This is a genomic window from Azospira restricta, from assembly GCF_016858125.1.
GTDB classification, from domain to species: domain Bacteria; phylum Pseudomonadota; class Gammaproteobacteria; order Burkholderiales; family Rhodocyclaceae; genus Proximibacter; species Proximibacter restrictus.
This window is the reverse complement of sequence record NZ_CP064781.1, coordinates 3,043,501-3,067,248: the sequence shown is the minus strand read 5'-3', so window position 1 is coordinate 3,067,248 and position 23,748 is coordinate 3,043,501. Positions and strand designations below refer to the sequence as shown.

Below are 23,748 nucleotides of genomic sequence, written 5' to 3'. Positions count from 1 at the left end.
GCCGGCTTTCCCTTGGATCTTGGTGCCCAGAAGAGGACTCGAACCTCCACGCCTTGCAGCGCTAGTACCTGAAACTAGTGCGTCTACCAATTCCGCCATCTGGGCAGGCATCCGAAGAAGCCGAGATTTTAAAGGAACAAAATAAAATGTCAATAAAGAAACTGTCAAAAATTCGCCGCGCCGATCCCCACTTCGAGCGCGAGGTCCAGAAGTACGAATTCCCGTTGCCGTCGCGCGAATACATCCTGATGACGCTCGAAGGCGAGGGCAAGCCGGTCAGCTTCGAGCAGCTATGCAACCTGCTCGACATCCGGAAGGACGAGGCCGACATGTTCCGCCGCCGTCTCGCGGCGATGGAGCGCGAAGGCGAGCTGATGCAGAACCGCAAGGGCTCGTACATCGTTCCCGAGCGCGCCAGCCTGATCGCCGGCCGCGTCGAGGGGCACAAGGATGGCTACGGCTTCCTGGTGCCGGACGAGGAGGGCGAGGACATCTACCTCGAGCCGAAGCAGATGAGCCGCGTGCTGCATGGTGACCGTGTGCTGGTGCGCGTCACCGGCGTCGACCGCAAGGGGCGCCGCGAGGGCGCCGTGGTCGAGGTGCTCGAGCGCGCCAACACGCGCGTCGTCGGCCGCGTCTTCGTCGAGCACGGCGTCGCCTTCGTCGTGCCCGAAAACCGCAAGCTGAACCAGGACATCCTGGTGCCGCCGGAAGACAAGAAGTCGAAGCTGAAGCCGAAGGCCGGGCAGGTCGTCGTCGTCGAGATCATCGAGCAGCCGACCAAGTACACGCAGCCGATCGGCCGCATCGTCGAGGTGCTCGGCAACTACGCCGACCCGGGCATGGAGATCGAGATCGCGCTCAGGAAGCACGACCTGCCGTTCGAGTTCCCGAAGAAGGCGCTCGACGAGACCAAGGACCTGCCGGACAAGGTGAAGAAGTCGGAGTGGGCGGGACGCGAGGACCTGCGTGACCTGCCGCTGGTGACCATCGACGGCGAAACGGCGAAGGACTTCGACGACGCGGTGTGGGCCGAGAAGCAGGGCAAGGGCTGGCGGCTGGTGGTTGCCATCGCCGACGTCAGCCACTACGTGCGGCCGGGCATGGCGCTCGACAAGGAGGCTATGGCGCGCGGCAACTCGGTCTATTTCCCGCGCCGGGTGATCCCGATGCTGCCGGAGAAGCTGTCGAACGGCCTGTGTTCGTTGAACCCCGAGGTCGACCGCCTGGCGATGGTCTGCGACATGATCGTCGGCCCGACCGGCGCGATCAAGCAGTACCGCTTCTACCCGGCGGTGTTCCATTCGAAGGCGCGGCTGACCTACACGCAGGTGTGGAACTGGCTGTCCGGCGCCGCCGAACCCGAGAGCGACGTGCACAAGGCGCTGCAGCCGCACCTGCAGGCGCTGTACAGCCTCTACCAGACGCTCGCCAAGGCGCGCACGAAGCGCGGCGCGATCGACTTCGAGACGGTCGAGACGATGATGCTGTTCAACGACCAGGGCAAGATCGACAACATCGTGCCGGTGATCCGCAACGACGCGCACCGCCTGATCGAGGAATGCATGCTCGCCGCCAACGTCTGCGCCTCGGCCTTCCTGCAGGAGCACGAGCAGCCCTGCCTCTATCGCATCCACGAAGGGCCGACGCCGGAGAAGCTGGAGTCGCTGCGCAGCTTCCTCAAGGAATTCGGGCTCGGCCTCGGCGGCGGCGACGAGCCGCATGCCAAGGATTACGCCGCGCTGCTGGAGAAGATCAAGCCCCGCCCGGACATGCAGCTGCTGCAGACGGTGATGCTGCGCTCGCTGCGGCAGGCGATGTACAGCCCGGACAACGTTGGCCACTTCGGCCTCGCCTACGAGCACTACACGCACTTCACGTCGCCGATCCGCCGCTACCCGGACCTCCTGGTGCACCGCGCGATCAAGGCGGTGCTCGCCGGCGAGCGCTACAGCCCCGGCCACTGGGACGACGTCGGCCTGCACTGCTCGATGACCGAGCGCCGCGCCGACGAGGCGACGCGCGACGTCGACAACTGGCTGAAGTGCTACTACATGAAGGAGCGCATCGGCGAGGAGTTCGACGGCACGATCGCCGCGGTGGTGCCGTTCGGCGTCTTCGTCGCGCTCGACTCGGTCTATGTCGAGGGCCTGGTGCACGTCTCCGAGCTCGGCGAGGACTACTTCCAGTACGACAACGTCAAGCACCAGATGCTCGGCGAAAGGAGCGGCCAGCGCTACCGGCTCGGTGACCGGCTGCGCGTGAAGCTGGTCAAGGCCGACCTGGAGAGCGGCCGCATCGACTTCGTGCTCGCCGATGCGCCGTTCGGCCGCACCCGGCAGCCGGCGCGGCGGACCTGATACACTCGCGCCTCGTTTTCAGCAAGGAACCGCCATGTCCCGCCGCACCCTCTTCGGCTTCCACGCCATCCTCGCCAAGCTGCGCCACGACCCCGAGGCGATCCACGAGATCTACCTCGACGCCGAGCGCAAGGATGCGCGCGCGCGCGACCTGATCCGCCATGCCGAGCATGCCGGCATCAAGCTGCTGCCGGTCGACGGCAAGCGGCTGGAGTCGATGGCGCCGGGCGCGCGGCATCAGGGCGTGGTGGCGCATGTCTCGGCGCAGCAGCGCCACGTGACGCTCGACGACGTGCTCGACACGCTGGAGGAGCCGGCCTTCCTGCTGGTGCTCGACGGCGTGCAGGACCCGCACAACCTCGGTGCCTGCCTGCGCGTCGCCGACGCGGTCGGTGCGCACGCGGTGATCGCGCCGAAGGACCGCGCCTGCGGCCTGACGCAGACGGCGATCAAGGTCGCCAGCGGCGCCGCCGAGACGGTGCCTTACATCACCGTCACCAACCTTGCGCGCACGCTGCGCGAGCTGAAGGAACGCGACATTTTCGTCGTCGGCACCGACGACGAAGGGGCGACCGAGCTCTATGCGGCCGACTGGCCGCAGGCCACGGCCTGGGTGATGGGCGCGGAAGGCGAGGGCATGCGCCGGCTGACGCGCGAGACCTGCGACCTCCTGGTACGCATCCCGATGCTGGGCAGCGCCTCCAGCCTCAACGTCTCGGTCGCCTCCGGCGTCTGCCTGTACGAGGCGCGCCGCCGGCGCGGCTGAGCGCGCCGGCGCGGGTCTTCAGTCGGCGGCGACCTCGCCGCCGAGCGCCTCGACCAGGTCGTCGAGCAGGCGCGCGACCTCGCCGCTCATCAGCGCGAAGTCGAGGTCGAAGCGCTCGTCCGCATCGTCCGACTGCTGCTCGCTTTCTTCCTTGAGCAGGTCGAGGAACGCCAGCCGCTTGAGCTGCAGGTCCTCGGTCAGCACGAAGGAGATGCGGTCGTTCCAGGTCATCGCCAGCTTGGTCGCGGTCTTGCCGCCGGCGATGTGCTGGCGGATCTCCGCGCCTTCGAGCGCGTGCTTCACGTAGCGCACGCGGGCCTGCTCCGGCGAGCGCAGCTCGAGGTCCTGGTCGAGCGTGAAGCCCGCCGGCGCGTCGCCGTCGGCCAGCCAGCCGGTCATCGCCGCCGACGGCGAGCGGACGACGCGGAGCGGCTTCGCCGGCAGCTTGTCGAGCGACTTGCGCAGCTGCTCGACGAACTCCTCGGCCTTGCCGGCGGCGCCGGCATCGACCGCCAGCCAGCCGTTGACCGGATCGATCCAGCCCCAGGTCGTGCGGCGGCGGACGAAGGCGCGCGGCAGCAGCTGCAGCCGCATTTCCTCGCGGATCTCGCGCATCTCCTTGCGCCCGACCTTGCGCCCCTCGGCGTCGGCGATCTCGCGCGCGCGGTCGTCGGCGAACTGCTTGACCACCGAGGTCGGCAGCAGCTTCTGCTCGATGCCGAGCGCCAGCAGGTGCTGGCGGTTAACGCTGTGCAGCAGCGGTGCGCCGGTGCGCGGCGGCACCCAGCCGGTGCTTTGCGCGTCGCTGGCGCCGCAGGCTTGCAGCGCATGGCGGTCGAGCTGCGCTTCGAGCTCGGCGGCGGTGATGTTCCAGGGTTTGGGCAGACGGTAGAGATGAAGGTTCTTGAACCACATGGGGCGATCCGGGGCGTGGAGAATTGATCGAGGCGCGCAGCTTAGGGGCTCCCTCCCGCCGATGCAAGCGGCAATTGGCATGCATCGGGGCGTGTCGCCGTCGGCCTACCAGTAGTTCTCGAAGGCGAGCTGCCCCGGCACGCCGCGGTGGCCGACCGCGAGTCCGCGCGCGGTCAGCTGCGCACGCAGGGCCTTGGCCAGGTCCGGGTTGCCGCAGACCATGATGCGCGAATTCGCGGCGTCGATCGTCGCGCCGGCGTGTTGCTCCAGCCGGCCGTCGGCGAGCAGCGTCGTGACCCGTTCGCCGAGCGCGCCGTCTACCGTTTCCCGCGTCACCACCGGCAGGTAGCGCAGCGTCGCCGCCGGCGCGCCGTTTGCGGGCGGCGACGCCGCCAGTTCGGCGATCGTCTCGCGGTAGGCCAGCTCGCGGCCGGTACGCACGCTGTGCACGACGATCAGCCGCGCGAAGCGTCGCCAGCATTCCGGCTCGCGCAGGATGGCGACGAAGGGGCCGAGCCCGGTGCCGCTCGCCAGCAGCCACAGGTCGCGGCCGTCGGCGAAGGCGTCCAGCGTCAAAAAGCCGAAGCTGCGGCGGTCGACGAGAATCTCGTTGCCGACGCGTGCGGCGGCGAGCCGCGTGCTGAAGGCGCCGCCGGGAACGATGATCGAGTAGAACTCGAGCTCGGCCGCGGCGCGGGCGCAGACCATCGAATACGGGCGCCAGACGATGTCGTCGCCGGCGGCGAAACCGAGCCGCCCGTACTGCCCGGCGACGAAGGCGTAGCCTGCCGGCCGGCTGATGCGGAACGTGAACAGGTCGGGCGCCCAGCGGTGGATCGCGGTGATCGTTTCCCGCGTGTACCGGTCTGATTCCGCCGTCATCGCGACCTCCGCAAGCGTTTCGTACCTTAGCAAAATAGTCGGGAATCGCCGCGCAAAGTTCCCCGCCGGGGAGCTGGCGGGCGCAGAGGATTCAGGCGCAGCGGACGATCAGCGCCAGCGCCGTCGTGCCGCAGGCGATCGCCAGCGCGCTGTAGGTGAAGAAGACGGTGAGCCGGCCCGGTGCCTCGCCGCGGCGCTTGGCGTCGACCCAGTTCACCATCTCGCCGACCGCGGTCAACGAGAACAGCGCGAAGAAGGCGAAGGAGAAGAACTCGGCGATGAAGATGAGGTTCTTGTTCGTCGGGCAGCGCGCGAACACCTCGCGCGAGTAGTCGTAGTTGTGGATCGCGACGTAGCCGAGGGCGACCAGCATGCCGATGCTGGCGAGCACGATGATCAGGATGCGCCAGGCATCCGGCGAAAAAAACCAGCGCACGGTCTCGACCAGGTCGTGGCCGACGTCGCGGAGGAGCTGGAAGGTGGCGCGGATCATGATCCGATTCTAGCCGGAAATCGCGGCGCCGAAAGCACCGCAGCATGCGCTGCCGTCCGCGGGGACGACGGCGCATGCCGCAGGCAAGGGCGGGGCGCGGCCGCTCAGACGATCATGCCGGCGCCGACGGTGTTGTTGGTCGATTCGTCGATGACGATGAAGGCGCCGCTGGCACGGTTCTCAGCGTAGGGGTCGCAGAAGATCGGCTGCGCCAGCTTGAAGGCGACCTTGGCGATGTCGTTCATCGCCAGCTTGTCGGCCGGCACCCATTCCATCGTGTTGATGTCGACGCGGTACTCGATGCCGGCGACCATCGCCTTCGAGTCGCGCGTGGTGTGGCGGATCAGGTACTTCCGCGCACGGTCCATCGGTGTCTCCGAAAGCCAGCAGACCATCGCCTCGATCTGCTTCTTCGGTTCCGGCGCTTCGCTGGTCTTGACGATCATGTCGCCGCGCGAGATGTCGATCTCGTCGGCCAGCAGGATCGTCACCGACTGCTCGGAGACCGCGTGCGTCAGCGGCTGGCCGTAGAGCTCGATGGCCTTGACGCGGGTGGCGAGGCCCGACGGCAGCACGGTGACCTCGTCGCCGGCGGCGATCTCGCCCGACTCGACGCGGCCCATGAAGCCGCGGTAGTCGTGCAGCTCGGGGTTGGCCGAGTCCTGCGGGCGGCAGACGTACTGCACCGGGAAGCGGAATTTCTCGGCCTTCTCGCTGTGCGCGGCCGGCGCGGTCTCGAGCACGTCCAAGAGCGTCGGGCCCTGGTACCAGCCGAGGCGGTCGCCGCGGTCGACGACCATGTCGCCGTTCAGCGCCGACATCGGGATGAAGCGGATGTCTTCGATGCCGAGCTTCTCGGCGAAGGCCAGGTAGTCGGCACGAATCTTCTCGAAGGTGGTCTGGTCGTAATCGACCAGGTCCATCTTGTTCACGGCGACGATCAGGTGCGGGATGTTGACCAGGTGCGCCAGGTAGGAATGGCGGCGGGTCTGCGTCAGCACGCCCTTCCTGGCGTCGATCAGGATGATCGCCAGGTTGGCGGTCGACGCGGCGGTGACCATGTTGCGCGTGTACTGCTCGTGGCCCGGTGCGTCGGCGATGATGTACTTGCGCGTGCCGGTCGAGAAGTAGCGGTAGGCGACGTCGATGGTGATGCCCTGTTCGCGCTCGGCCTGCAGGCCGTCGGTCAAGAGCGACAGGTCGACGGCTTCCATGCCGCGCTTCTGCGAAGTGCGCTCGATCGCCGACAGCGTGTCGGCAAGGATGGTCTTGGTGTCGAACAGGAGCCGCCCGATCAGCGTGCTCTTGCCGTCATCGACGCTGCCGCAGGTGAGGAAACGGAGCAGGCCGTTGTCGACGGGCAGATTTTCCATGGCGGACATCAGAAGTAACCCTCTTTCTTGCGTTGTTCCATCGAGGCCTCGGAGGTCTGGTCGTCCAGCCGCGTGGCGCCGCGTTCGGTGATGGTGGTGGTGGCGGTTTCGAGCACGATCTTGGCGACGGTGTCGGCGTCCGACTCGACCGGCGCCGTGCACGAGATGTCGCCGACGGTGCGGAAGCGCACTTGCAGCTCGACGATCTCCTCGCCGGCCTTCGGCAGGTTGGTCAGCTCGCCGCTCATCAGCGGCACGTTGACCGGGACGATCGCGCCCTGGCGCAGCACGACCGGGCGCTTGTGCGCGAAGTAGATCGACGGCAGCTCCAGCTGCTCGCGCTCGATGTACTGCCAGACGTCCATCTCGGTCCAGTTCGAGATGGGGAAGGCGCGGATGTTCTCGCCCTTGTGCGAGCGGGCGTTGTACAGGTTCCACAGTTCCGGGCGCTGGTTCTTCGGGTCCCATTGGCCGAACTCGTCGCGGAAGCTCATGATCCGCTCCTTGGCGCGCGCCTTCTCCTCGTCGCGGCGGGCGCCGCCGATGCAGGCGTCGAAGCCGAATTCCTCGATCGCTTCGAGCAGCGTCACCGACTGGTGCTTGTTGCGCGATTCGCCCGGATGCTTCAGCACGACGGTGCCGCGCTTCATCGAATCCTCGACCGAGCGCACGATCAGCCGCTCGCCCAGCTCGGCGGCGCGCTTGTCGCGGAACTGCACGACTTCCTGGTAATTGTGGCCGGTGTCGATGTGCATCAGCGGGAACGGGAACTTGCCGGGGCGGAAGGCCTTCTCGGCGATGCGCAGCATGCAGATCGAATCCTTGCCGCCGGAGAACAGCAGCACCGGGTTCGCGCACTGGCCGGCGACCTCGCGCATGATGTGGATGGCTTCGGCTTCCAGCCAGTCGAGGTGGCTGAGCGTTGTTTTCGACAGGGTGCGGGTTTGGGTCATTGCGCGGGAATCCGGAGACGAAATGCGAATGGCGGCATTGTAGCAAGGGCTAAATGCCCTTTTTAGAACAATTGCGAATCCCGTTATGTCCGACCGGAATAATGCCGCCGCTCAGTGCGGCCCGGTCATCGCCGCCGGCACCACCCATTCGTCGTACTGCGCGGCGCTCACGTAGCCCAGCGCCAGCGCCGCCTCCTTCAGCGTGGTCCCCTCCCGGTCCGCCCGGTGGGCGATCTCGGCGGCCTTGTCGTAGCCGATGTGCGGCGTCAGCGCGGTGACCAGCATCAGCGAACGTTCGACCAGCTCGGCGATGCGTTCGCGCTGCGCCTCGATGCCGCGCACGCAGTGCCGCTCGAAGCTGGCCATGCCGTCGGCGAGCAGGCGGACGCTCTGCAGGAAGTTGTGCGCGATCACCGGCTTGAAGACGTTCAACTCGAAGTTGCCGGAAGCGCCGGCGACGCCGATCGCGACGTCGTTGCCGAGCACCTGGCAGCAGAGCATGGTCAGCGCTTCGCACTGCGTCGGGTTGACCTTGCCCGGCATGATCGAGCTGCCCGGCTCGTTCTCCGGCAGCCTCAGCTCGCCGAGCCCGGAGCGCGGGCCGGAGGCCAGCCAGCGCACGTCGTTGGCGATCTTGAACAGCGCCGTCGCCAGCGTCTTCAGTGCGCCGTGCGCGGCGACCAGCGCGTCGTGCCCGGCGAGCGCGGCGAAGCGGTTGCCGGCGGCGGCGAAGGGCAGGCCGGTGCGCGCCGCGAGCGCGGCGGCGACACGGGCGCCGAACTCCGGATGCGCGTTGAGACCGGTGCCGACCGCGGTGCCGCCGACCGCCAGCTGGTACAGCGCCGGCAGCGCGGCGGCGATCGCCGCCGCCGCGTGCCGCAGCTGCGCGACGTAGCCGGAGAACTCCTGGCCCAGCGTCAGCGGCGTCGCGTCCTGCAGGTGCGTGCGGCCGATCTTGACGATGCCGGCGAAGGCGTTGGCCTTGTCGTCGAGCGCCGCGGTCAGCCGTGCCAGCGCCGGCATCAGGCGCTCGGTGACGGCGCTCGCGGCGGCGACGTGCATCGCGGTCGGGAAGATGTCGTTCGACGACTGGCCGCGGTTCACCTCGTCGTTCGGGTGCACCAGGCGGCCCTTGCCGCGCGGCCCGCCGAGCAGTTCCGAGGCGCGGTTGGCGAGCACCTCGTTGATGTTCATGTTGGTCTGCGTGCCGGAGCCGGTCTGCCACACCGACAGCGGGAACTCGTCGGCATGGCGGCCGTCGGCGACCTCGTTGGCGGCGGCAACAATGGCCGCCGCCTTCGCCGCCGGCAGCAGGCCGAGGTCGCGGTTGACCGCGGCGGCGGCGGCCTTCACCAGTGCCAGCGCATGGATCAGCTCGGCCGGCATGCGCTCGTCGGAGATCGCGAAATGGTGCAGCGAGCGCTGCGTCTGCGCACCCCACAGCCGCTCGTCGGCGACCTCGATGTCGCCGAAGGAGTCGTGTTCCAGCCGGGCCATCGCCGTCTCCGCTAGTGGCGCAGGTGCAGCTCGCGGTTCAACTCGTCGGCGACCTCGGCCCAGTCGGCGTCGTCGAGGATCGCCTCGCGCAGGAAGCGCGACTGCGCCGGCTTCCAGAACGGGGCTTCGTGCAGATGCATGTCGCCGGGCAGCGGATGGGATTCGATGAAGCGGGCGATCGCCGCCTCGTCGCTGGCTTCGCCGAGCTGGGCGAAGAGGTGGCTCAGGTCATGCACGGGTCGTTCCATGGTCGATACCTCCTTGGCTCAGGATAGTCCCTGCGGCAGCCGCCGGCCAGAGGTTGGAGGCGGCATCGCGGCGGAAGTTCGACGGCGGCAGTCCACGGCGCGGCGGACGCGGCAAGAAAAAACGCAACGGGGCGCATCGCCGCCGTTGCGTTTTCGTGCGCGCCTGCGGAGAGGCTCAGGCCTTCTTCAGGTGCAGCCCGCACTCCTTGGTCTCCGGGTTCTCCCACCACCAGCGGCCGGAGCGGATGTCCTCGCCGGGGGTCACCGCGCGCGTGCACGGGGCGCAGCCGATCGACGGGTAGAACTGGTCGTGCAGCGCGTTGTAGGGGACGCCGTGCTGCTTGATGTAGGCCCAGACCTCCTTCTCGCTCCAGTCGGCGAGCGGGTTGAACTTCTCCAGCCCGTTGCCTGCGTCGAAGGCGCGCACGGGCAGGCCGTCGCGCGTCGCCGACTGCTGCGCGCGCATGCCGGTGATCCACGCCTTTTTGCCAGCGAGCGCGCGCGAGAGCGGCTCGACCTTGCGGATGTGGCAGCAGCCCTTGCGGTTGTCGACCGACTCGTAGAAGGCGTTGATGCCCTTCTCGCGGACGAAGGGTTCGAGCAGCTCGGCGCGCGGCGTGAAGATCTTCAGCTTCAGCCCGTAGTGTTCCTGCACCTTGGCCATCAGGTCGTAGGTTTCCAGCGGCAGGCGGCCGGTGTCGAGCGAGAAGATCTCGATGGCGAGCTTCTCCTTGACGATCAGGTCGGTCAGCACCATGTCCTCGGCGCCGAGGCTGTTGGCAAACGTCGCCGGGCTGAAGTCGCGGGCGATCTCGGCGAGCAGGGCTTTCGCCTTCTCCGCCTTGTCGGCGGTCGAGGCGATCAGCGCGTCGGTCAGGTTGAGGTTGATGGCCATGGTTTCTCAGGCCGCGCGGCGGCGGAACAGCGGCTGCGGCTGGTCGACCGCGGCCTGGTAGGGGTTCTTGAAGGTCTCGAAGGCGGCGACGGCCTTGGCGACGTCCTTGCCTTCCTTCAGCGCGAAGGCGTCGAAGCCGCAGCGCGCCATCAGGAACAGCTGGTCGTGCAGCACGTCGCCGAGGGCGCGGATTTCGCCCTGGTAGGCGTAGCGTTCGCGCAGCAGGCGGGCGGTCGAGTAGCCGCGGCCGTCGACGAATTTCGGGAAATGCACGCCGACGACCGGCAGCGCGGCGAGATCGCCGGCGATCGCCTCCGGGCCTTCGCCGGCGGCCAGCCAGACGCCGACCAGGGTGCCGCGGGATTGCAGTTCGGCCTGGCGCGCCTGCCACACGGCGAGCGGCACCAGCAGCGGGCCGGCGGGCAGCGCGACGGTGTCGGCGGCGTCGCCTTCGGCCAGCGTCAGCAGCGTGTAGTCGTCGGCGACGGCCTGGCGGTTCTTGATGATGGTGGTCATGGTCGTGCTCCTCAGGCGGCTTTCAGGCGCGCCTTGTCGCCATAGACGGCGATCTTGAACGGATCGGCGCCGAGGCGGCGGAAGGTGTCGATGAAACGTTCGTCTTCCTGCCGCTGGGCGATGTAGAAACGGATGATCTTCTCGATCACGTCGGGCACGTCGGCGGCCGCGAACGACGGGCCGATCACCTTGCCCAGCTGCGCGTCGTTGCCCTGCTCGCCGCCGAGCGTGATCTGGTACCACTCCTCGTTGCCCTTGTCGACGCCGAGGATGCCGATGTTGCCGACGTGGTGGTGGCCGCAGGAGTTCATGCAGCCGGAGAAGTTGAGTTCGATGTCGCCGATGTCCCACAGGTAGTCGAGGTCGTCGAAGCGCGCCTGCACGGCATTGGCGACCGGGATCGAACGGGCGTTGGCGAGGTCGCAGAAGTCGCCGCCGGGGCAGACGATCATGTCGGTGAGCAGCCCGATGTTCGGGGTGGCGAAACCGGCAGCCTTGGCTTCCTGCCAGAAGTCGACCAGGCGGCGCTGCTCGACGTCGGCGAGCACCAGGTTCTGCTCGTGGGTGACGCGCAGTTCGCCGAAGCTGTACTTGTCGGCGAGGTCGGCGGCGGCTTCCATCTGCTCGGAAGTGACGTCGCCCGGTGCCGTGCCCGGTTTTTTGAGCGACAACGTCACCGCGGCGTAGCCCGGCACGCGGTGCGGGCGCACGTTGCGCTCGACCCAGCGGGCGAAGGGCAGCGACTCGGCCTGCTGCTGCACGAAGGCCTCGTCGATCGCCGGCAGCGTGGCGTACGCCGGCGGCGCGAAGCAGGCGGCGACGCGGTCGTATTCGGCCTGGGTGATGGTCGCCGGGCCGCCCTTCAGGTGCGTCCATTCGGCCTCGACCTGGCGGCCGAACTCCTCGACGCCGAGGGCTTGCACGAGGATCTTGATGCGTGCCTTGTAGGCGTTGTCGCGGCGGCCGTAGCGGTTGTAGACGCGGATGATCGCCTCGCAGTAGCTGAGGATGTCCTGCCAGGGCAGGAACTCGCGCACCACCTCGCCGCGGATCGGCGTGCGGCCGAGGCCGCCGCCGACGATGACGCGGAAGCCGACGAGGCCGTCGTCGGTCTTCACGATGTGCAAGCCGATGTCGTGGAACCAGGTCAGCGCGCGGTCTTCCCTGGCGCCGTTTACCGCGATCTTGAACTTGCGCGGCAGGAAGGCGAACTCGGGGTGGAAGGTGCTCCACTGGCGCATGATCTCGCACAGCGGGCGCGGATCGAGGATCTCGTCGGCAGCGACGCCGGCGAACTGGTCGGTGGTGATGTTGCGGATGCAGTTGCCCGAGGTCTGGATCGCGTGCATCTGCACCTTGGCCAGCTCGGCGAGCATCTCCGGCACATCCTCGATCTTCGGCCAGTTGAACTGCAGGTTGTGGCGCGTCGTGAAGTGGCCGTAGCCGCGGTCGTACTGGCGGCCGAGCTGGGCGAGGCAGCGCAGCTGGCGCGACGCCAACATGCCGTAGGGGACGGCGATGCGGAACATCGGTGCGTGGCGCTGCACGTAGAGGCCGTTCTGCAGGCGCAGCGGGCGGAACTCGTCGTCGGAGAGCTCGCCGGCTTTCCAGCGCGCAACCTGGTCGCGGAACTGGGCGACGCGCTCGTCGACGAGGGCCTGGTCGTAGTGGTCGTAGCGGTACATGGTCGGGGGAACCTCGCTCGTTGAAGCTTTATAGGTGTATCAGACGGCTGAGAGTGCCTAACAAAATGAAACCGGCCTGCGTTGTTGCGCAGGGCGGACGAACGCGAGGCGCGCGGCGTAGCCGATGGTTATTCCATCGGCTAGCCGTGCAACGAAGCGGGCGCCGCCATGCGCATCAACCCGAAGGGCCGGGCATTTTTCGGGCGCATTGCGGCGTTCCGGCGGCTCGCTTGAGAATGACTCAAGCTTCGCCACCGCGCCTTGCACTGCATCCCGAAAAATACCCGGCGCAGGACGCGATTTCATTTCGTTAGGCACTCTTAACTGCCGATCAGTTTCGCACCGATCAGCACCAACATGCTGGCGAGGATCGGGCGCAGGATTCTATCCGGAACCTTGGCCGAAATGTGGCTGCCGACCCAGATTCCCGGCAGCGAGCCGAGCAGCAGCGCGCCGAGCAGCGCCCAGTCGACGCTGCCCAGCCACCAGTGGCCGACGCCGGCGACCAGCGTCAGCGGCACCGCGTGCACGACGTCGCTGCCGACGATGCGCACCGCCGGCAGGTGCGGGTAGAGGAAGAAGAGGGCGGCGACGCCGAGCGCGCCGGCGCCGACCGAGGAGATCGAGACGAGCACGCCGAGCAGCGCGCCGACGGCGACGGTGACCGGGCCGAGGTGGCGCTGCACGAAGGAGTTCTCGTGGCGCAGCGCATAGTCGAGGATGCGCTTGCGGAAGATGATGGCGCAGGCGGTCAGCAGCAGCGCGACGCCGAGCGAGACCGAGATCAGATGGGTCATCTCGGCGCTGCGCTTGGGCAGCTGCGCGAGGACGAGGATGGTGATCGCCGCCGCCGGGATGCTGCCGGCGGCCAGCCGGCCGACGATCTGCCAGTCGATGTGGCCCTTGCGGCCATGCACGACGGTGCCGCCGGACTTGGTGATCGCCGCATAGAGCAGGTCGGTGCCGACCGCGGTTGCCGGGTGGATGCCGAACAGCAGCACCAGCAGCGGCGTCATCAGCGAGCCGCCGCCGACGCCGGTGAGGCCGACGATGGCGCCGACCGCGAAGCCTGAGAGGGTATAGAGCCAGTCCATGACGCGCCGCAATAAGAGTTGGGGCATGGTAGCAACCGGCAAATTGAATGAAAAAGAATATTGGGTTAGATTGTTATAACCTAACGTTCTTTTGTGCCGCCATGAAGCTTCAGCAACTGCGCTATCTGGTCGAGGTCTCCCGCCGCGGGCTCAACGTCTCGGAAGCCGCCGAGGCGCTGCACACCTCGCAACCCGGCGTCTCCAAGCAGGTCCGGCTGCTCGAGGAGGAACTCGGCATCACCGTCTTCGAGCGCAGCGGCAAGCGGCTGACCGGCGTCACCGAGCCGGGCAAGGCGGTGCTCGAGATCTCGCAGCGCATCCTGCGCGAGGCCGAGAACCTCCGTCGTGTCGGCGAGGAATACGCCGGCGAGGACGCCGGCAGCCTGAACATCGCCACCACGCACACGCAGGCGCGCTACGCGCTGCCGGCGGTGGTCAGCCGCTTCCTCGAGCGCTGGCCGAAGGTGCGGCTGACGCTGCATCAGGGCAGCCCGACGCAGATCGCCGAATGGACCCTGTCCGGCGAGGCCGACCTGGCGATCGCCACCGAATCGCTCGACCAGTACCCGGCGCTGATCACGCTGCCCTGCCACCAGTGGGCGCACGCGGTGATTGCGCCGGAGGGGCACCCGATCCTGAAGGAGAAGGGGCTGTCGCTGTCGTCGCTGGCGAAGTGGCCGCTGGTCACCTACGACCCGGCCTTCTCCGGCCGCTCGCGCATCAACCGCGCCTTCGAGCGTGCCGGCCTTTCGCCCAACGTCGTGCTCGCCGCGATCGACGCCGACGTGATCAAGACCTACGTGAGCCTCGGCCTCGGGCTCGGCATCATCGCCCGCATGGCCTTCGACCCGGTGCGCGACGCCGGGCTGGTCGCGCTCGACGCCGAGCACCTGTTCGGTTCCAACACCACCCGCCTCGGCCTGCGCCGCGGCAGCTACCTGCGCCGCTACGAATACGACTTCATCGCCCACTTCGCGCCGCACCTGACGAAGAAGGCAGTCGACATGGCGCTCGCCGGCGGCGGCGACGAGTACCAGCTATAGGTCGCGGTCGGCGCCGCCGCGCGCCTGCTCGCGCCGCGCCAGCGCCAGGCGCTCGGCGACGATCAGCTGTTCCATCGCCTGCCGCGGCGCGTCGCCGACCTCCTCGCCTTCGCGATAGAGCACCACGACCGCGAGCGGCCCGTCGCCGGTCGCCCGTGCAGCGATGTTGTCGGGGCTGACGGTGACCCGGCCGAGCATGCGCGAGGTCGGCCACTGCAGGTCGCCGTAGGCGAGATAGACCAGCTTCGAACAGAACACGCGGTGCGTCGTCTCGGCGTCGAAGTTGAAGTCGTAGGCCTTGCCCACCTGACGCAGCGTGTGCAGCACGATCTCCGCCCGCCGCGTCGCGTCGTCCGCCTCCTCGCGCAGCACGGCGAGGTCGTCGACGTTCAGGAAGTGCGCCAGCGTGTTCATCTCGACCCCCGAGCGCAGCGCCTCGACGACGCCCCGCCCGTCGCGGATCGCCGCCTGGTGCGGGCGCACCACCGGGTGCTCCCAGATGCCCAGCGCGCGCAGTTCGGCCTCGCCGCCGACCCAGATAGCGGCGTGTCCCCAGTGGCCGGGAATGAACACGTCGGTGAGGCGGAACGGCGTCTTCTCGAGCAGGATGTCGCCGGCGCGCAGCCGGTCGCCGACGCTGCGGGCGACCTCCGCCCGGCCGTGGAGCTTGCCGCGGCGGGTCTCGACCAGGCCGATGGTGTTGCCGAAGAGCAGGCTGGTCAGGTTGGTGCCCTCGTTCTTCAGCGCAAACAGGCTGTCGACGGTCAGCGTGCCGAGCAGTTCGAGCGGTTTGCCGAGCTGGCCGAGCAGGCTGCTGCGGCGCACCAGCTGCAGCGACGGGCTCTGCTCGATCGAGCGCACCAGGTAGCGGTAGTGCTCGGACGGCGCCGGGTCGAGCGCGCGCCCGTGGCGCTCGAACCATTCGAGGGCGAGCCGCGTGCGCTCGCGGTTTTCCGGCGAGGCGAAGTTCATCGTGATCCGGTTGAGCGTGCCGGCGTGCAGGTCGAAGCCCTTGTCGGCGCGGTTGAGGTGGCGCCGGAACTCGTGGTCCTCGCGGAACGGGGCGATCGCCGTCAGGTAGTTGTCGTAGAGGATCAGCGCCGCCGACAGCGACATCGCGACGCCGGCCGCGCGCAGGCCGGCTTCCCGCCCGTCGCTCGCCGGCGGCAGGTAAATCCAGCATTCGTGCGCCTCGGCTACGGCCAGCAGCGCCTCGCGCTGCGCGAGCAGCGCCGCCGCGCCCTCGTTGAGGCGCTTCAGGTCGGCGCCGGAGAGCGGTTCGCCGGCGTCGGACCTGGCCTTCAGTTCGCGGTAGAGGCGGATGCCTTCGGCGCGGAAGGCGAGCGCCTGTTCGGCGAGGCGCAGGTAGTCCTGCAGCTCGCCTTCCAGCGCCCGCTGCCGCTCGGCGAACGATGCGCCGGCGTGGTGCTCGCGGGCGTGCGCCTCGCAGCGGGCGGGGTCGTAGGACACCAGCGGTTTCGGCGTCGCCTGGGCGGGGTCGGCGACGGCGGGGGTGGCGACGAGCAGCGCGGCGAGCGCGGCGGCAAAGTGGCGCACGAGGATCTCCTTCCCTGGCTTCGCGATTGTCCGGATCGCGGTTGTCGGCGCGGCGGCCGGTCGTTGCGGCCACCGTCGTTCCCGCCGCGGCGGGTGCCCGGATTTTGCCGAAATCCTAGGCTGGTGTCATTATTGGGCGAGACTTGGCGCTGCCGCGCGATCGATATCGCCGGCGCCGTGTCCAAACCATTGACCGGTACGCCTCGCTGCCGCCGCGGGAGGAACGATGAAACGCCTGCTTGCCCTCGCCGTCATGCTGTTGCTGTTGCCCGTCGCGGCTGCCGCGGCGACGGTGAAGCTCGCCGAAATCCATGGGGCGATCAGTCCGGCCAGCGCCGGCTACTTCCTGCGCGCGCTCGGCGACGCGCAGAAGAGCGGCGCCGAGTTGCTGGTGCTCAAGCTCGACACTCCCGGCGGGCTCGATACGGCAATGCGCGAGATGATCCAGGGCATCCTCGCGTCGCCGGTGCCGGTCGCCGTCTGGGTGGCGCCCGCCGGCGCGCGCGCGGCGAGCGCCGGCACCTACCTGCTCTATGCCAGCCATCTCGCGGCGATGGCGCCGGGGACCAACCTCGGCGCGGCGACGCCGGTGGCGATCGGCATCGGCGGCGAGGCGGCGCGGCCCGGCGCCAAGCCGGACGACGGGAAGGGCGAGAAGACGGAGAAGGGCGCCGCCGGCAGCGCGATGGAGAAGAAGGCGACGCACGATGCCGCAGCCTACCTGCGCAGCCTGGCGCAATTGCGCGGGCGCAACGTCGCCTGGGCCGAGCGGGCGGTGCGCGAGGCGGAAAGCCTGTCCGCCGACGAGGCGCTGCGCGACAAGGTGATCGACCTGGTCGCCGCCGACCTGCCCGAGCTGCTGCGCCAGGCGCATGGCCGCCGGATCGCGCTCGCCGCCGGCGAGAAGACGCTGGCGCTGACCGGCGCCGCCGTCGTCACGGTCGAACGCAACTGGCAGGAGCGGCTGCTGGCCGCGGTCGCCGACCCGAACATCGCGCTGATCCTGCTCATGCTCGGCGTCTATGGTCTGCTCTTCGAACTGTATACGCCGGGCTTCGGCGTCTCCGGCATCGTCGGCGCGATCTGCCTCCTGCTCGCGCTCTACGCGCTGGCGATGCTGCCGATCAACGCCGCCGGCGCACTGCTGCTCTTGCTCGGCATCGCGCTGATGGCGGCGGAGGCCTTCATGCCCAGCTTCGGCGCCTTCGGCGTCGGCGGCATCGTCGCCTTCGTCGCCGGCGCGGTGATGCTGATCGACGGCGAGGTGCCGGGGCTGGAAGTGTCGCTGGCGCTGGTCGTGCCGCTCGCCGCGGCGAGCGCGCTGGTGCTCGCCGGCATCGGCGCCTTCGCGCTGCGCGCGCGGCGGCGGCCGACGGTGAGCGGGGTCGAAGCGATGGCCGGGATGAGCGTCGAGGCCTTGCAGGACTTCACGCGGGAAGGCTGGGTGCTCGCCGCCGGCGAGCGTTGGCAGGCGCGCAGCAGCAGGCCGTTGGCGCGCGGGGAGCGGGCCAGGATCGTCGCCGTCGACGGGCTGACCCTGATCGTCGAACCGGGAGACAAAGGAGAACAGTCATGATCATCTGGGATTTCGGCTGGGCCGGTGCCGTCGTGCTGCTGATCGCGCTGGCGGCGGCGAGCGTGCGCATCCTGCGCGAATACGAGCGCGGCGTCGTCTTCCTGCTCGGGCGCTTCTGGAAGGTCAAGGGACCGGGGATCATCCTCGTCGTCCCGGGCATCCAGCAGATGGTGCGCGTCGACCTGCGCCTGGTGGTGATGGACGTGCCGAGCCAGGACGTGATCTCGCGCGACAACGTTTCGGTGCAGGTGAACGCGGTGGTCTATTTCCGCGTCGTCGATCCGCAGAAGGCGATCATCCACGTCGCCAACTTCTTCGAGGCGACCTCGCAGCTGGCGCAGACGACGCTGCGCTCGGTGCTCGGCAAGCACGAGCTCGACGACATGCTCGCCGAGCGCGAGCGGCTGAATGCCGACATCCAGCAGATCCTCGACACGCAGACCGACTCGTGGGGGATCAAGGTGGCCAACGTCGAGATCAAGCACGTCGACATCAACGAGTCGATGGTGCGCGCGATCGCCCGCCAGGCCGAGGCCGAGCGCGAGCGGCGGGCGAAGGTGATCCACGCCGAGGGCGAGCTGCAGGCCTCGGAAAAGCTGCTCGAGGCGGCGCGCGTGCTGGCGCAGTCGCCGCAGGCGATGCAGTTGCGCTACCTGCAGACGCTGACCAACATCGCCGGCGACAAGTCGTCGACGATCGTCTTCCCGATGCCGGTGGACCTGATGGAGGCACTGTCGAAGCTGGCTGCGGCGCGTTCCGGCGGCTGAGCGCGGCGGCTACTCGAGGCTGACCAGGCAGTTGCGGCCGCGCCCCTTGGCGACGTAGAGCGCGCGATCGGCGCTCTCGATCACCGCCTGGTGCGCGGTGCCGAGCGCCGGCACCAGCGTGTAGCAGCCGACGCTGACGGTGGCGACGCCGAAGCCGGCGTTGCCGCCGTGCTCGATACCGAGGTCGGCGACCGTGGTGCGCATGCGTTCGCCCATGCGCACCGCCTCGACCGAGTCGGTCGCCGGCAGCAGGATGACGAACTCCTCGCCGCCGTAGCGGGCGACGAGGTCGGTGTTGCGGCCGAACACCGACTTGATCGCCGCCGCCCGGCGCAGGCATTCGTCGCCGCTGACATGGCCGTAGAGGTCGTTGTAGCGCTTGAAGTTGTCCAGGTCGCAGATGATCAGCGACAGCGGCTGCTGCTCGCGCGCACAGCGGCCGACCTCGTACTCGAGCCGCTCGCCGAAGTAGCGGCGGTTGGCGAGCCCGGTCAGGCCGTCGGTGTTGGCGCGCTCCTCGAGCAGGCGGTTGGCCTCGTGCAGTTGCGCGTAGGCCGCTTCCAGCTTGACGCTCGACGCGTGCAGTTCGGCGTTGAGCTGCTCCTGCGTCGCCAGCGAATCCTGCAGCTTCTGCGTGCGCTCTTCGACCTTGCGCTCGAGGCCGCCGTAGAGGCGGGCGTTCTCGATCGAGATCGCCGCCTGCGCAGAAAGCAGGCGCAGCAGCTCCAGGCGTGCCTCGGTGAAGGTGCCGGCGGTCAGGTTGTTCTCCAGGTAGAGCATGCCGACCAGCTTGCCCTGCTGCAGGATCGGTTCGCACAGCACCGATACCGGGTGCTCGCGCAGGAAGTAGGGGTCGCGCGAGAACGGCGTCTGCCCCCGCGCGTCGTCGATGACCACCGACTTCAGCGCCCGCCCGACATACTGCACCAGCGTCCTCGGCAGCGGCGGGTGGTCGGGCGCGTCGAGCGCCTGCGCTTCGACGCGGACCTCGATCGTCGCGCCGGCGATGCCGGTGGCCTCGATGCGCAGCTCGGCGTCGTGGCGGAGGACGAGCACCGCCTTCTGCGCGCCGGAGTGCTCGATGACGATCTTGAGCAGCGTCTTCACCAGGTTGTCGATGACGATCTCGCTGGAGATCGCCTGCGAGGCCTGCGTCACCGCCTCCAGGTCGAAGGTCTCGCCGCCGTGCGCCGAGCTCGAGCGGCGCAGCCGCGTCTGCGTCGCCCGCCGCTGGCTGCCTGCCTGCGCCACGTTCAGCAGCGCCATCGGGTGCTGGGCACGCAGCTGCGCGACCTTGCCGGCACATCCCCAGCGCTCGTAGAGCTGCAGCGCCTGGCGCAGGTAGTAGCTGGCCAGCCGCTCGCGCCGCTGCCGGCGCTGGAAGCGGGCGGCCAGCTCGCAGGCGAGTGCCTCCTCGTGGACGAAGCCGCCGTCGCGCGCGGCATCGATCGCCTGCTCGTAGTGGCCGGTGGCGCCCTCCGGATTGCCGACCACGCGCAGACGCTCGGCCTCGACCAGGCACCAGTGCTGGCGGTGGTTCGAAGGCGCGTGGTCGGCCCAGCGCGCGAGCTTCTTCTGGTTGCGCTCGACCTGCTGCAGGACGCGCAGCTGGTGCTGGTAGCTGCGGCCGTCGGCGTCGGCGAGCAGGGCCAGCGACTCGTAGAAATGGAACAGCGTCTCGGCGTGCATGCCGGCGCCGCCGCCCAGGCGCCGCCGCGCCTCGCTGACGTGGGCGAGCGCGCGCCGGGGTTCGTTGAAGAAGACGGCGAGCATCGTCTTCGCGCAGTAGAGCAGGAACAGCGTGCTGTGGTCATCGACCTTGAGGTGCTGCGGCAGCGACACTGCCTCGTCGTAGGCCGGGCCGGCGAGCACGTCGACCGGGTCGGGGGCGGCGACGAAGTTCTGCGCCGTCTGCCACCAGATGTCGTGCCAGTAGAGCGAGGAGCCGACCTGGAAGCGGAGCAGGTCGCGGTGCGCCTGGGCCATCTCCGGCAGCAGCTCGTCGAGCTTGTTGCCGCAGTGGAACAGCATCTGCATCTGGTTGTTGCGGGCGTAGGAGGCGTACTCGAAGTCGCCCTTCTCGAGCGAGACGGCATAGGCCTGCTCGAGCAGCGGCAGCGACTCACGCAGCGGGTGCTTGTACTTGTGGACGATCCAGCCGGCGAAGAACAGCGGCTGCTGCAGCTTCAGCTGGTGCTTGCGCGCGAGCTCGATGGCGAACTCGCCGAAGACGGCGCCGGCGTCGATGTTGCCGAGCAGCGCGCTTTCGGTGATCCCCCACCAGGAGAGGCCATAGCCGGCGTTCGGCGAGTAGCCGTGGGCGAGCGTCTCGCGCACCATCTGGAACACCACCAGCGCCAGCAGTCCCTGCGAGGTCCAGTAGGCCGGCGGCAGCAGCAGGCCGAGCAGCTCCATCGTCGCCAGCCGCTGCGGGTCGGTCATCGCCGGCAGCACATAGAGGTCGGTGAAGGAGCGGCGCTTGATCGCCAGCCGCGTCTCGACCAGGCGCGCCGCGACGCGCAGCTTGCCCGGCCGGCGCGGCAGCGCGGTGCCGAGCAGGCCGAGCGCGTGCAGGCCGACGTCGACCGCCTCCGCCAGCCGGTTCTGCGCGACGTAGGCCTGCAGCCGGATCTTCAGTGCGCCGACCTGTGCCAGCGGCTCGCCGACGTGGGCGAGGTAGTCGTCGAGCCAACTCTCCATCGCCGCGTAGTCCTTGCACAGCAGCGCCATTTCGGCGGCCAGCAGGTGCAGCTCGGCGGTCTGCTCGCGGCGCGCCCGCCAGCAGTCGTCGCCGCGCAGCTCGAGCGCGCTGCGCAAGTAGTTGAGCGCGCTCGCGTGGTCGGCGGCCTGCTTCGCCCGCTTGCCGGCGCGCAGGTTGATCGCCAGCAGCTCGGCGCGCTGCGCCGGGCTGTCGATCAGCCGCCGGCCGGCGTTGTACTGGTTGGCGATGTCGAAGATGTTGCGTTCCTGCTCGTCGATGCTCGACTCGTCGAGCCAGAGGCGGGCGATCTCGTAGTGCGCGCGCTCGTTCGCGTCGGCGCCGGCCAGCCCGTAGGCGGCCTGGCGCACGCGGTCGTGCACGAACTTGTAGTGCGCCAGCCCGCTGTTGCCCTTCTGCCGCGCGAAGCGGTAGCCCGAGCCGAGCGGGTCGAGGATGCCTTCCTGCAGCGCCGGTTCGAGGTCGTCGGCGACGAAGTGCGGCGGGCAGTCGAGGATGCGTGCCAGCGTCGTCAGGCGGAAGCGGTCGCCGATGCAGGCGGCGTAGATCAGCGCGCGCCGGGTGGCCTCGGGCAGGTTGCGGATGCGTTCGGCCATCAGGCCGACGACGTTGTCGGCGATGCCGGCTGCCTCGATCTGTGCCCGGTTCCACGACCAGCAGCGGCGGTTGCGGTCGAAGCTGATCGCCGCGCGCTCGTGCAGGTCGTTGAGCAGCTGCACCAGGAAGAAGGCGTTGCCCTGCGTCTTCTCGTAGGCGAGGCGGGCCAGGTCCTGCAGCCCCGGCGCGTCGCCGAGCGCGTCGCCGACCAGTCGGCGGACGTCGTCGGCGCCGAGGTTCTGCAGGCGAATGGTCTCGACCGCCGTGTCGCTGCGGCCGATCTCGGCCAGCGCGGTGGAGAGCGGGTGGGTCGCGTCGACCTCGTTGTCGCGGTAGGCGCAGATCACCAGCAGGTGGTCGCCGCGGCCGCTGCCGAGGATGAAGCGGAGCAGCGACAGCGAGCCGGAGTCGGCCCACTGCCAGTCGTCGACGAAGACGACCAGCGGATGTTCGGCGACGCTGATCGCCTTGATGAAGTTGCCGAAGACGTAGTTGAGCCGGTTCAGCGCCTGCTCGCCGGCGAGCGGCGGCACCTCCGGCTGCCTGCCGATGATCAGCTCGATCGACGGCACGACGTCGGTGAGCACGCGGCCGAGGCTGCCGACGCCGGTGAGGATGCGCTGCCGCCAGCGCGCCAGCGCCGCCTCGTCCTCCTGCAGCAGCAGGTGGCAGAAATCCTGGAAGGCCAGCGTCCAGGCGTAGAACGGGACGTCGCGCTGGTACTGGTCGAACTTGCCGGCGACGAAGTTGCCGCGGCGCTCGGTCAGCGGCTGGTGCACCTCGTGCACCAGCGCGCTCTTGCCGACGCCGGGCGCGCCCTCGACCAGCAGCAGGCCGGCGGCGCCGGCCGCGGCGCGGTCGAAGGCGGCGAGGATCGCCGCCACCTCGCGGTCGCGCCCGTAGAGCTTCTGCGGGATGTGGAAGCGCACCGGGATGTCGCCCTCGCCGAGCGGGAAGCTGGCGATGCCACCCTTCTCGCGCAGCTCGGCGAGGCAGCGCTCGAGGTCGTGCTTCACCCCCCAGGCGCTCTGGTAGCGGTCGTCGGCCATCTTCTCGAGCAGGCGCATGACGATCCGGGAGACGACCGGCGGCACGCGCGGATCGACCTCGTGCGGCGCCGGCGGCGTCAGCGCGATGTGCGCATGCACCAGCTCGATCCCCTCCCGCGCCGGAAACGGCAGCGTGCCGCAGAACAACTCGTAGAGCGTGACGCCGAGGGAGTAGAGGTCGGAGCGGTAGTCCAGCTTGCGGTTCACCCGCCCGGTCTGCTCCGGCGAGGTGTAGGCGAGGGTGCCCTCGAGCTGCGTCGGGCTCTGGAACTCCTGCTGCTCCTGCGAGAGCTGCGAAGCGATGCCGAAGTCGATCAGGCGCAGTTCGCCGCTCACCGGGTTCCAGACGATGTTGGCCGGATTGAGGTCCTTGTGGATGACGCTGTGCTGGTGCACCTCGCCGAGGATGTGCGCGATGCGCACGGCGAGCGCCAGCGCCTGCGCGAGGTCGGGGCGCGCGCGCGCCAGCACGCGGTCGAGCGACTCGGCGCCGATGTCCTCCTCGACGATCATCAGCGAACCATGCACCTCGACCAGGTCGTAGACCTTGATCACGCCGTCGATGCCGCCCAGCGAGCGGGTGATCTCGTACTCGCGGCGGTAGCGCGGGATCGCCTCGGAGAGCGGCTGTTCGTCGCTGAGGATCTTGAGCACGACCGGGCAGTCGTCGACGCTGCGGCGCGCCCGGTAGACGCGCGTCTGCCGGTCGTCGTGCAGCTTCTCGTCGAGCCGGAAGCCGGAATCGTCTAGCGCCGCCATGCCC

Annotated in this window: 18 protein-coding genes and 1 tRNA gene; 5 read left to right on the top strand and 14 right to left on the bottom strand. The window is 69.0% G+C overall.

From position 1 onward, the window contains the following. Positions 1-20 precede the first annotated feature (20 nt). Positions 21-105, bottom strand: a tRNA-Leu gene (locus IWH25_RS14735). A 41-nt stretch (positions 106-146) separates the two neighbouring features. Between IWH25_RS14735 and rnr the strand changes: the two genes are divergently transcribed. Further along, complete coding sequence (gene rnr / locus IWH25_RS14730) at positions 147-2,360, top strand: ribonuclease R (protein ID WP_203386520.1); 2,214 nt, start codon at positions 147-149, stop codon at positions 2,358-2,360. A gap of 34 nt (positions 2,361-2,394) precedes the next feature. Beyond that, complete coding sequence (gene rlmB, locus IWH25_RS14725; protein ID WP_203386519.1) at positions 2,395-3,126, top strand: 23S rRNA (guanosine(2251)-2'-O)-methyltransferase RlmB; 732 nt, start codon at positions 2,395-2,397, stop codon at positions 3,124-3,126. A gap of 18 nt (positions 3,127-3,144) precedes the next feature. Here rlmB and IWH25_RS14720 read toward each other — a convergent pair whose 3' ends face one another. The 11 genes from IWH25_RS14720 to IWH25_RS14670 all read right to left on the bottom strand — a co-directional run bounded on the left by IWH25_RS14720 (position 3,145) and on the right by IWH25_RS14670 (position 13,677). Beyond that, a complete protein-coding gene (locus IWH25_RS14720) occupies positions 3,145-4,041 on the bottom strand; it encodes a recombination-associated protein RdgC (RefSeq protein ID WP_203386518.1) in 897 nt (298 codons plus the stop codon). A gap of 105 nt (positions 4,042-4,146) precedes the next feature. Continuing rightward, on the bottom strand, positions 4,147-4,923 hold the full coding sequence (locus IWH25_RS14715; protein WP_203386517.1) for a ferredoxin--NADP reductase: 777 nt from the start codon (positions 4,921-4,923) through the stop codon (positions 4,147-4,149). Between the two features lie 91 nt (positions 4,924-5,014). After that, positions 5,015-5,416 (bottom strand): hypothetical protein, encoded by a 402-nt coding sequence (locus IWH25_RS14710; protein WP_203386516.1) that lies wholly within the window; start codon positions 5,414-5,416, stop codon positions 5,015-5,017. A gap of 104 nt (positions 5,417-5,520) precedes the next feature. Then, positions 5,521-6,798 carry a sulfate adenylyltransferase subunit CysN gene (cysN, locus tag IWH25_RS14705; protein WP_203386515.1) on the bottom strand — a complete coding sequence of 426 codons (1,278 nt, stop codon included), beginning with the start codon at positions 6,796-6,798 and terminating at the stop codon, positions 5,521-5,523. Next, positions 6,798-7,742 (bottom strand): sulfate adenylyltransferase subunit CysD, encoded by a 945-nt coding sequence (gene cysD, locus IWH25_RS14700; RefSeq protein ID WP_203386514.1) that lies wholly within the window; start codon positions 7,740-7,742, stop codon positions 6,798-6,800. Before cysD ends, cysN begins: the two co-directional genes overlap by 1 nt. A gap of 111 nt (positions 7,743-7,853) precedes the next feature. Then, positions 7,854-9,239 carry a class II fumarate hydratase gene (gene fumC / locus IWH25_RS14695; protein WP_203386513.1) on the bottom strand — a complete coding sequence of 462 codons (1,386 nt, stop codon included), beginning with the start codon at positions 9,237-9,239 and terminating at the stop codon, positions 7,854-7,856. Positions 9,240-9,250: 11 nt separating this feature from the next. Further along, positions 9,251-9,487, bottom strand: a complete 237-nt coding sequence (locus tag IWH25_RS14690) for a DUF2789 domain-containing protein (RefSeq protein WP_203386512.1) — start codon at positions 9,485-9,487, stop codon at positions 9,251-9,253. A 175-nt stretch (positions 9,488-9,662) separates the two neighbouring features. Next, complete coding sequence (locus IWH25_RS14685) at positions 9,663-10,382, bottom strand: phosphoadenylyl-sulfate reductase (protein WP_203386511.1); 720 nt, start codon at positions 10,380-10,382, stop codon at positions 9,663-9,665. Between the two features lie 6 nt (positions 10,383-10,388). Then, on the bottom strand, positions 10,389-10,898 hold the full coding sequence (locus IWH25_RS14680; RefSeq protein WP_203386510.1) for a DUF934 domain-containing protein: 510 nt from the start codon (positions 10,896-10,898) through the stop codon (positions 10,389-10,391). Between the two features lie 11 nt (positions 10,899-10,909). Beyond that, positions 10,910-12,583 carry a nitrite/sulfite reductase gene (locus IWH25_RS14675; RefSeq protein WP_203386509.1) on the bottom strand — a complete coding sequence of 558 codons (1,674 nt, stop codon included), beginning with the start codon at positions 12,581-12,583 and terminating at the stop codon, positions 10,910-10,912. Between the two features lie 320 nt (positions 12,584-12,903). Then, positions 12,904-13,677 carry a sulfite exporter TauE/SafE family protein gene (locus tag IWH25_RS14670; RefSeq protein ID WP_203389270.1) on the bottom strand — a complete coding sequence of 258 codons (774 nt, stop codon included), beginning with the start codon at positions 13,675-13,677 and terminating at the stop codon, positions 12,904-12,906. 101 nt (positions 13,678-13,778) lie between these two features. On the opposite strand from IWH25_RS14670, the gene cysB reads away from it, so the two are divergent. Further along, positions 13,779-14,720 carry an HTH-type transcriptional regulator CysB gene (gene cysB / locus IWH25_RS14665; RefSeq protein ID WP_203386508.1) on the top strand — a complete coding sequence of 314 codons (942 nt, stop codon included), beginning with the start codon at positions 13,779-13,781 and terminating at the stop codon, positions 14,718-14,720. Here cysB and IWH25_RS14660 read toward each other — a convergent pair. Continuing rightward, entirely contained in the window at positions 14,715-16,277 is a 1,563-nt protein-coding gene (locus IWH25_RS14660; RefSeq protein ID WP_203386507.1) for a YiiX/YebB-like N1pC/P60 family cysteine hydrolase, read from the bottom strand. The two genes, cysB and IWH25_RS14660, sit on opposite strands and share 6 nt — an antisense overlap. Before the next feature lie 226 nt (positions 16,278-16,503). On the opposite strand from IWH25_RS14660, the gene IWH25_RS14655 reads away from it, so the two are divergent. Together IWH25_RS14655 and IWH25_RS14650 are read left to right on the top strand one after the other, a co-directional pair. After that, complete coding sequence (locus IWH25_RS14655; protein ID WP_203386506.1) at positions 16,504-17,853, top strand: NfeD family protein; 1,350 nt, start codon at positions 16,504-16,506, stop codon at positions 17,851-17,853. Further along, entirely contained in the window at positions 17,850-18,620 is a 771-nt protein-coding gene (locus IWH25_RS14650; protein WP_203386505.1) for a slipin family protein, read from the top strand. The genes IWH25_RS14655 and IWH25_RS14650 overlap by 4 nt, the downstream gene beginning before the upstream one ends. Positions 18,621-18,629: 9 nt before the next feature. Here the strand turns inward: IWH25_RS14650 and IWH25_RS14645 are convergent, their stop codons facing one another. After that, on the bottom strand, positions 18,630-23,744 hold the full coding sequence (locus IWH25_RS14645; protein WP_203386504.1) for a diguanylate cyclase: 5,115 nt from the start codon (positions 23,742-23,744) through the stop codon (positions 18,630-18,632). Positions 23,745-23,748: the final 4 nt, after the last annotated feature.

Coding starts and splice junctions, on each gene's coding strand:
- IWH25_RS14685 (WP_203386511.1), bottom strand. CDS start 10,382: ATGGCCATCAACCTCAACCTGACCGACGCGCTGATCGCCTCGACCGCC.
- IWH25_RS14710 (WP_203386516.1), bottom strand. CDS start 5,416: ATGATCCGCGCCACCTTCCAGCTCCTCCGCGACGTCGGCCACGACCTG.
- IWH25_RS14720 (WP_203386518.1), bottom strand. CDS start 4,041: ATGTGGTTCAAGAACCTTCATCTCTACCGTCTGCCCAAACCCTGGAAC.
- cysD (WP_203386514.1), bottom strand. CDS start 7,742: ATGACCCAAACCCGCACCCTGTCGAAAACAACGCTCAGCCACCTCGAC.
- IWH25_RS14650 (WP_203386505.1), top strand. CDS start 17,850: ATGATCATCTGGGATTTCGGCTGGGCCGGTGCCGTCGTGCTGCTGATC.
- fumC (WP_203386513.1), bottom strand. CDS start 9,239: ATGGCCCGGCTGGAACACGACTCCTTCGGCGACATCGAGGTCGCCGAC.
- IWH25_RS14675 (WP_203386509.1), bottom strand. CDS start 12,583: ATGTACCGCTACGACCACTACGACCAGGCCCTCGTCGACGAGCGCGTC.
- IWH25_RS14645 (WP_203386504.1), bottom strand. CDS start 23,744: ATGGCGGCGCTAGACGATTCCGGCTTCCGGCTCGACGAGAAGCTGCAC.
- IWH25_RS14690 (WP_203386512.1), bottom strand. CDS start 9,487: ATGGAACGACCCGTGCATGACCTGAGCCACCTCTTCGCCCAGCTCGGC.
- rnr (WP_203386520.1), top strand. CDS start 147: ATGTCAATAAAGAAACTGTCAAAAATTCGCCGCGCCGATCCCCACTTC.
- IWH25_RS14715 (WP_203386517.1), bottom strand. CDS start 4,923: ATGACGGCGGAATCAGACCGGTACACGCGGGAAACGATCACCGCGATC.
- IWH25_RS14680 (WP_203386510.1), bottom strand. CDS start 10,898: ATGACCACCATCATCAAGAACCGCCAGGCCGTCGCCGACGACTACACG.
- rlmB (WP_203386519.1), top strand. CDS start 2,395: ATGTCCCGCCGCACCCTCTTCGGCTTCCACGCCATCCTCGCCAAGCTG.
- cysN (WP_203386515.1), bottom strand. CDS start 6,798: ATGTCCGCCATGGAAAATCTGCCCGTCGACAACGGCCTGCTCCGTTTC.
- IWH25_RS14655 (WP_203386506.1), top strand. CDS start 16,504: ATGAAACGCCTGCTTGCCCTCGCCGTCATGCTGTTGCTGTTGCCCGTC.
- cysB (WP_203386508.1), top strand. CDS start 13,779: ATGAAGCTTCAGCAACTGCGCTATCTGGTCGAGGTCTCCCGCCGCGGG.
- IWH25_RS14670 (WP_203389270.1), bottom strand. CDS start 13,677: ATGGACTGGCTCTATACCCTCTCAGGCTTCGCGGTCGGCGCCATCGTC.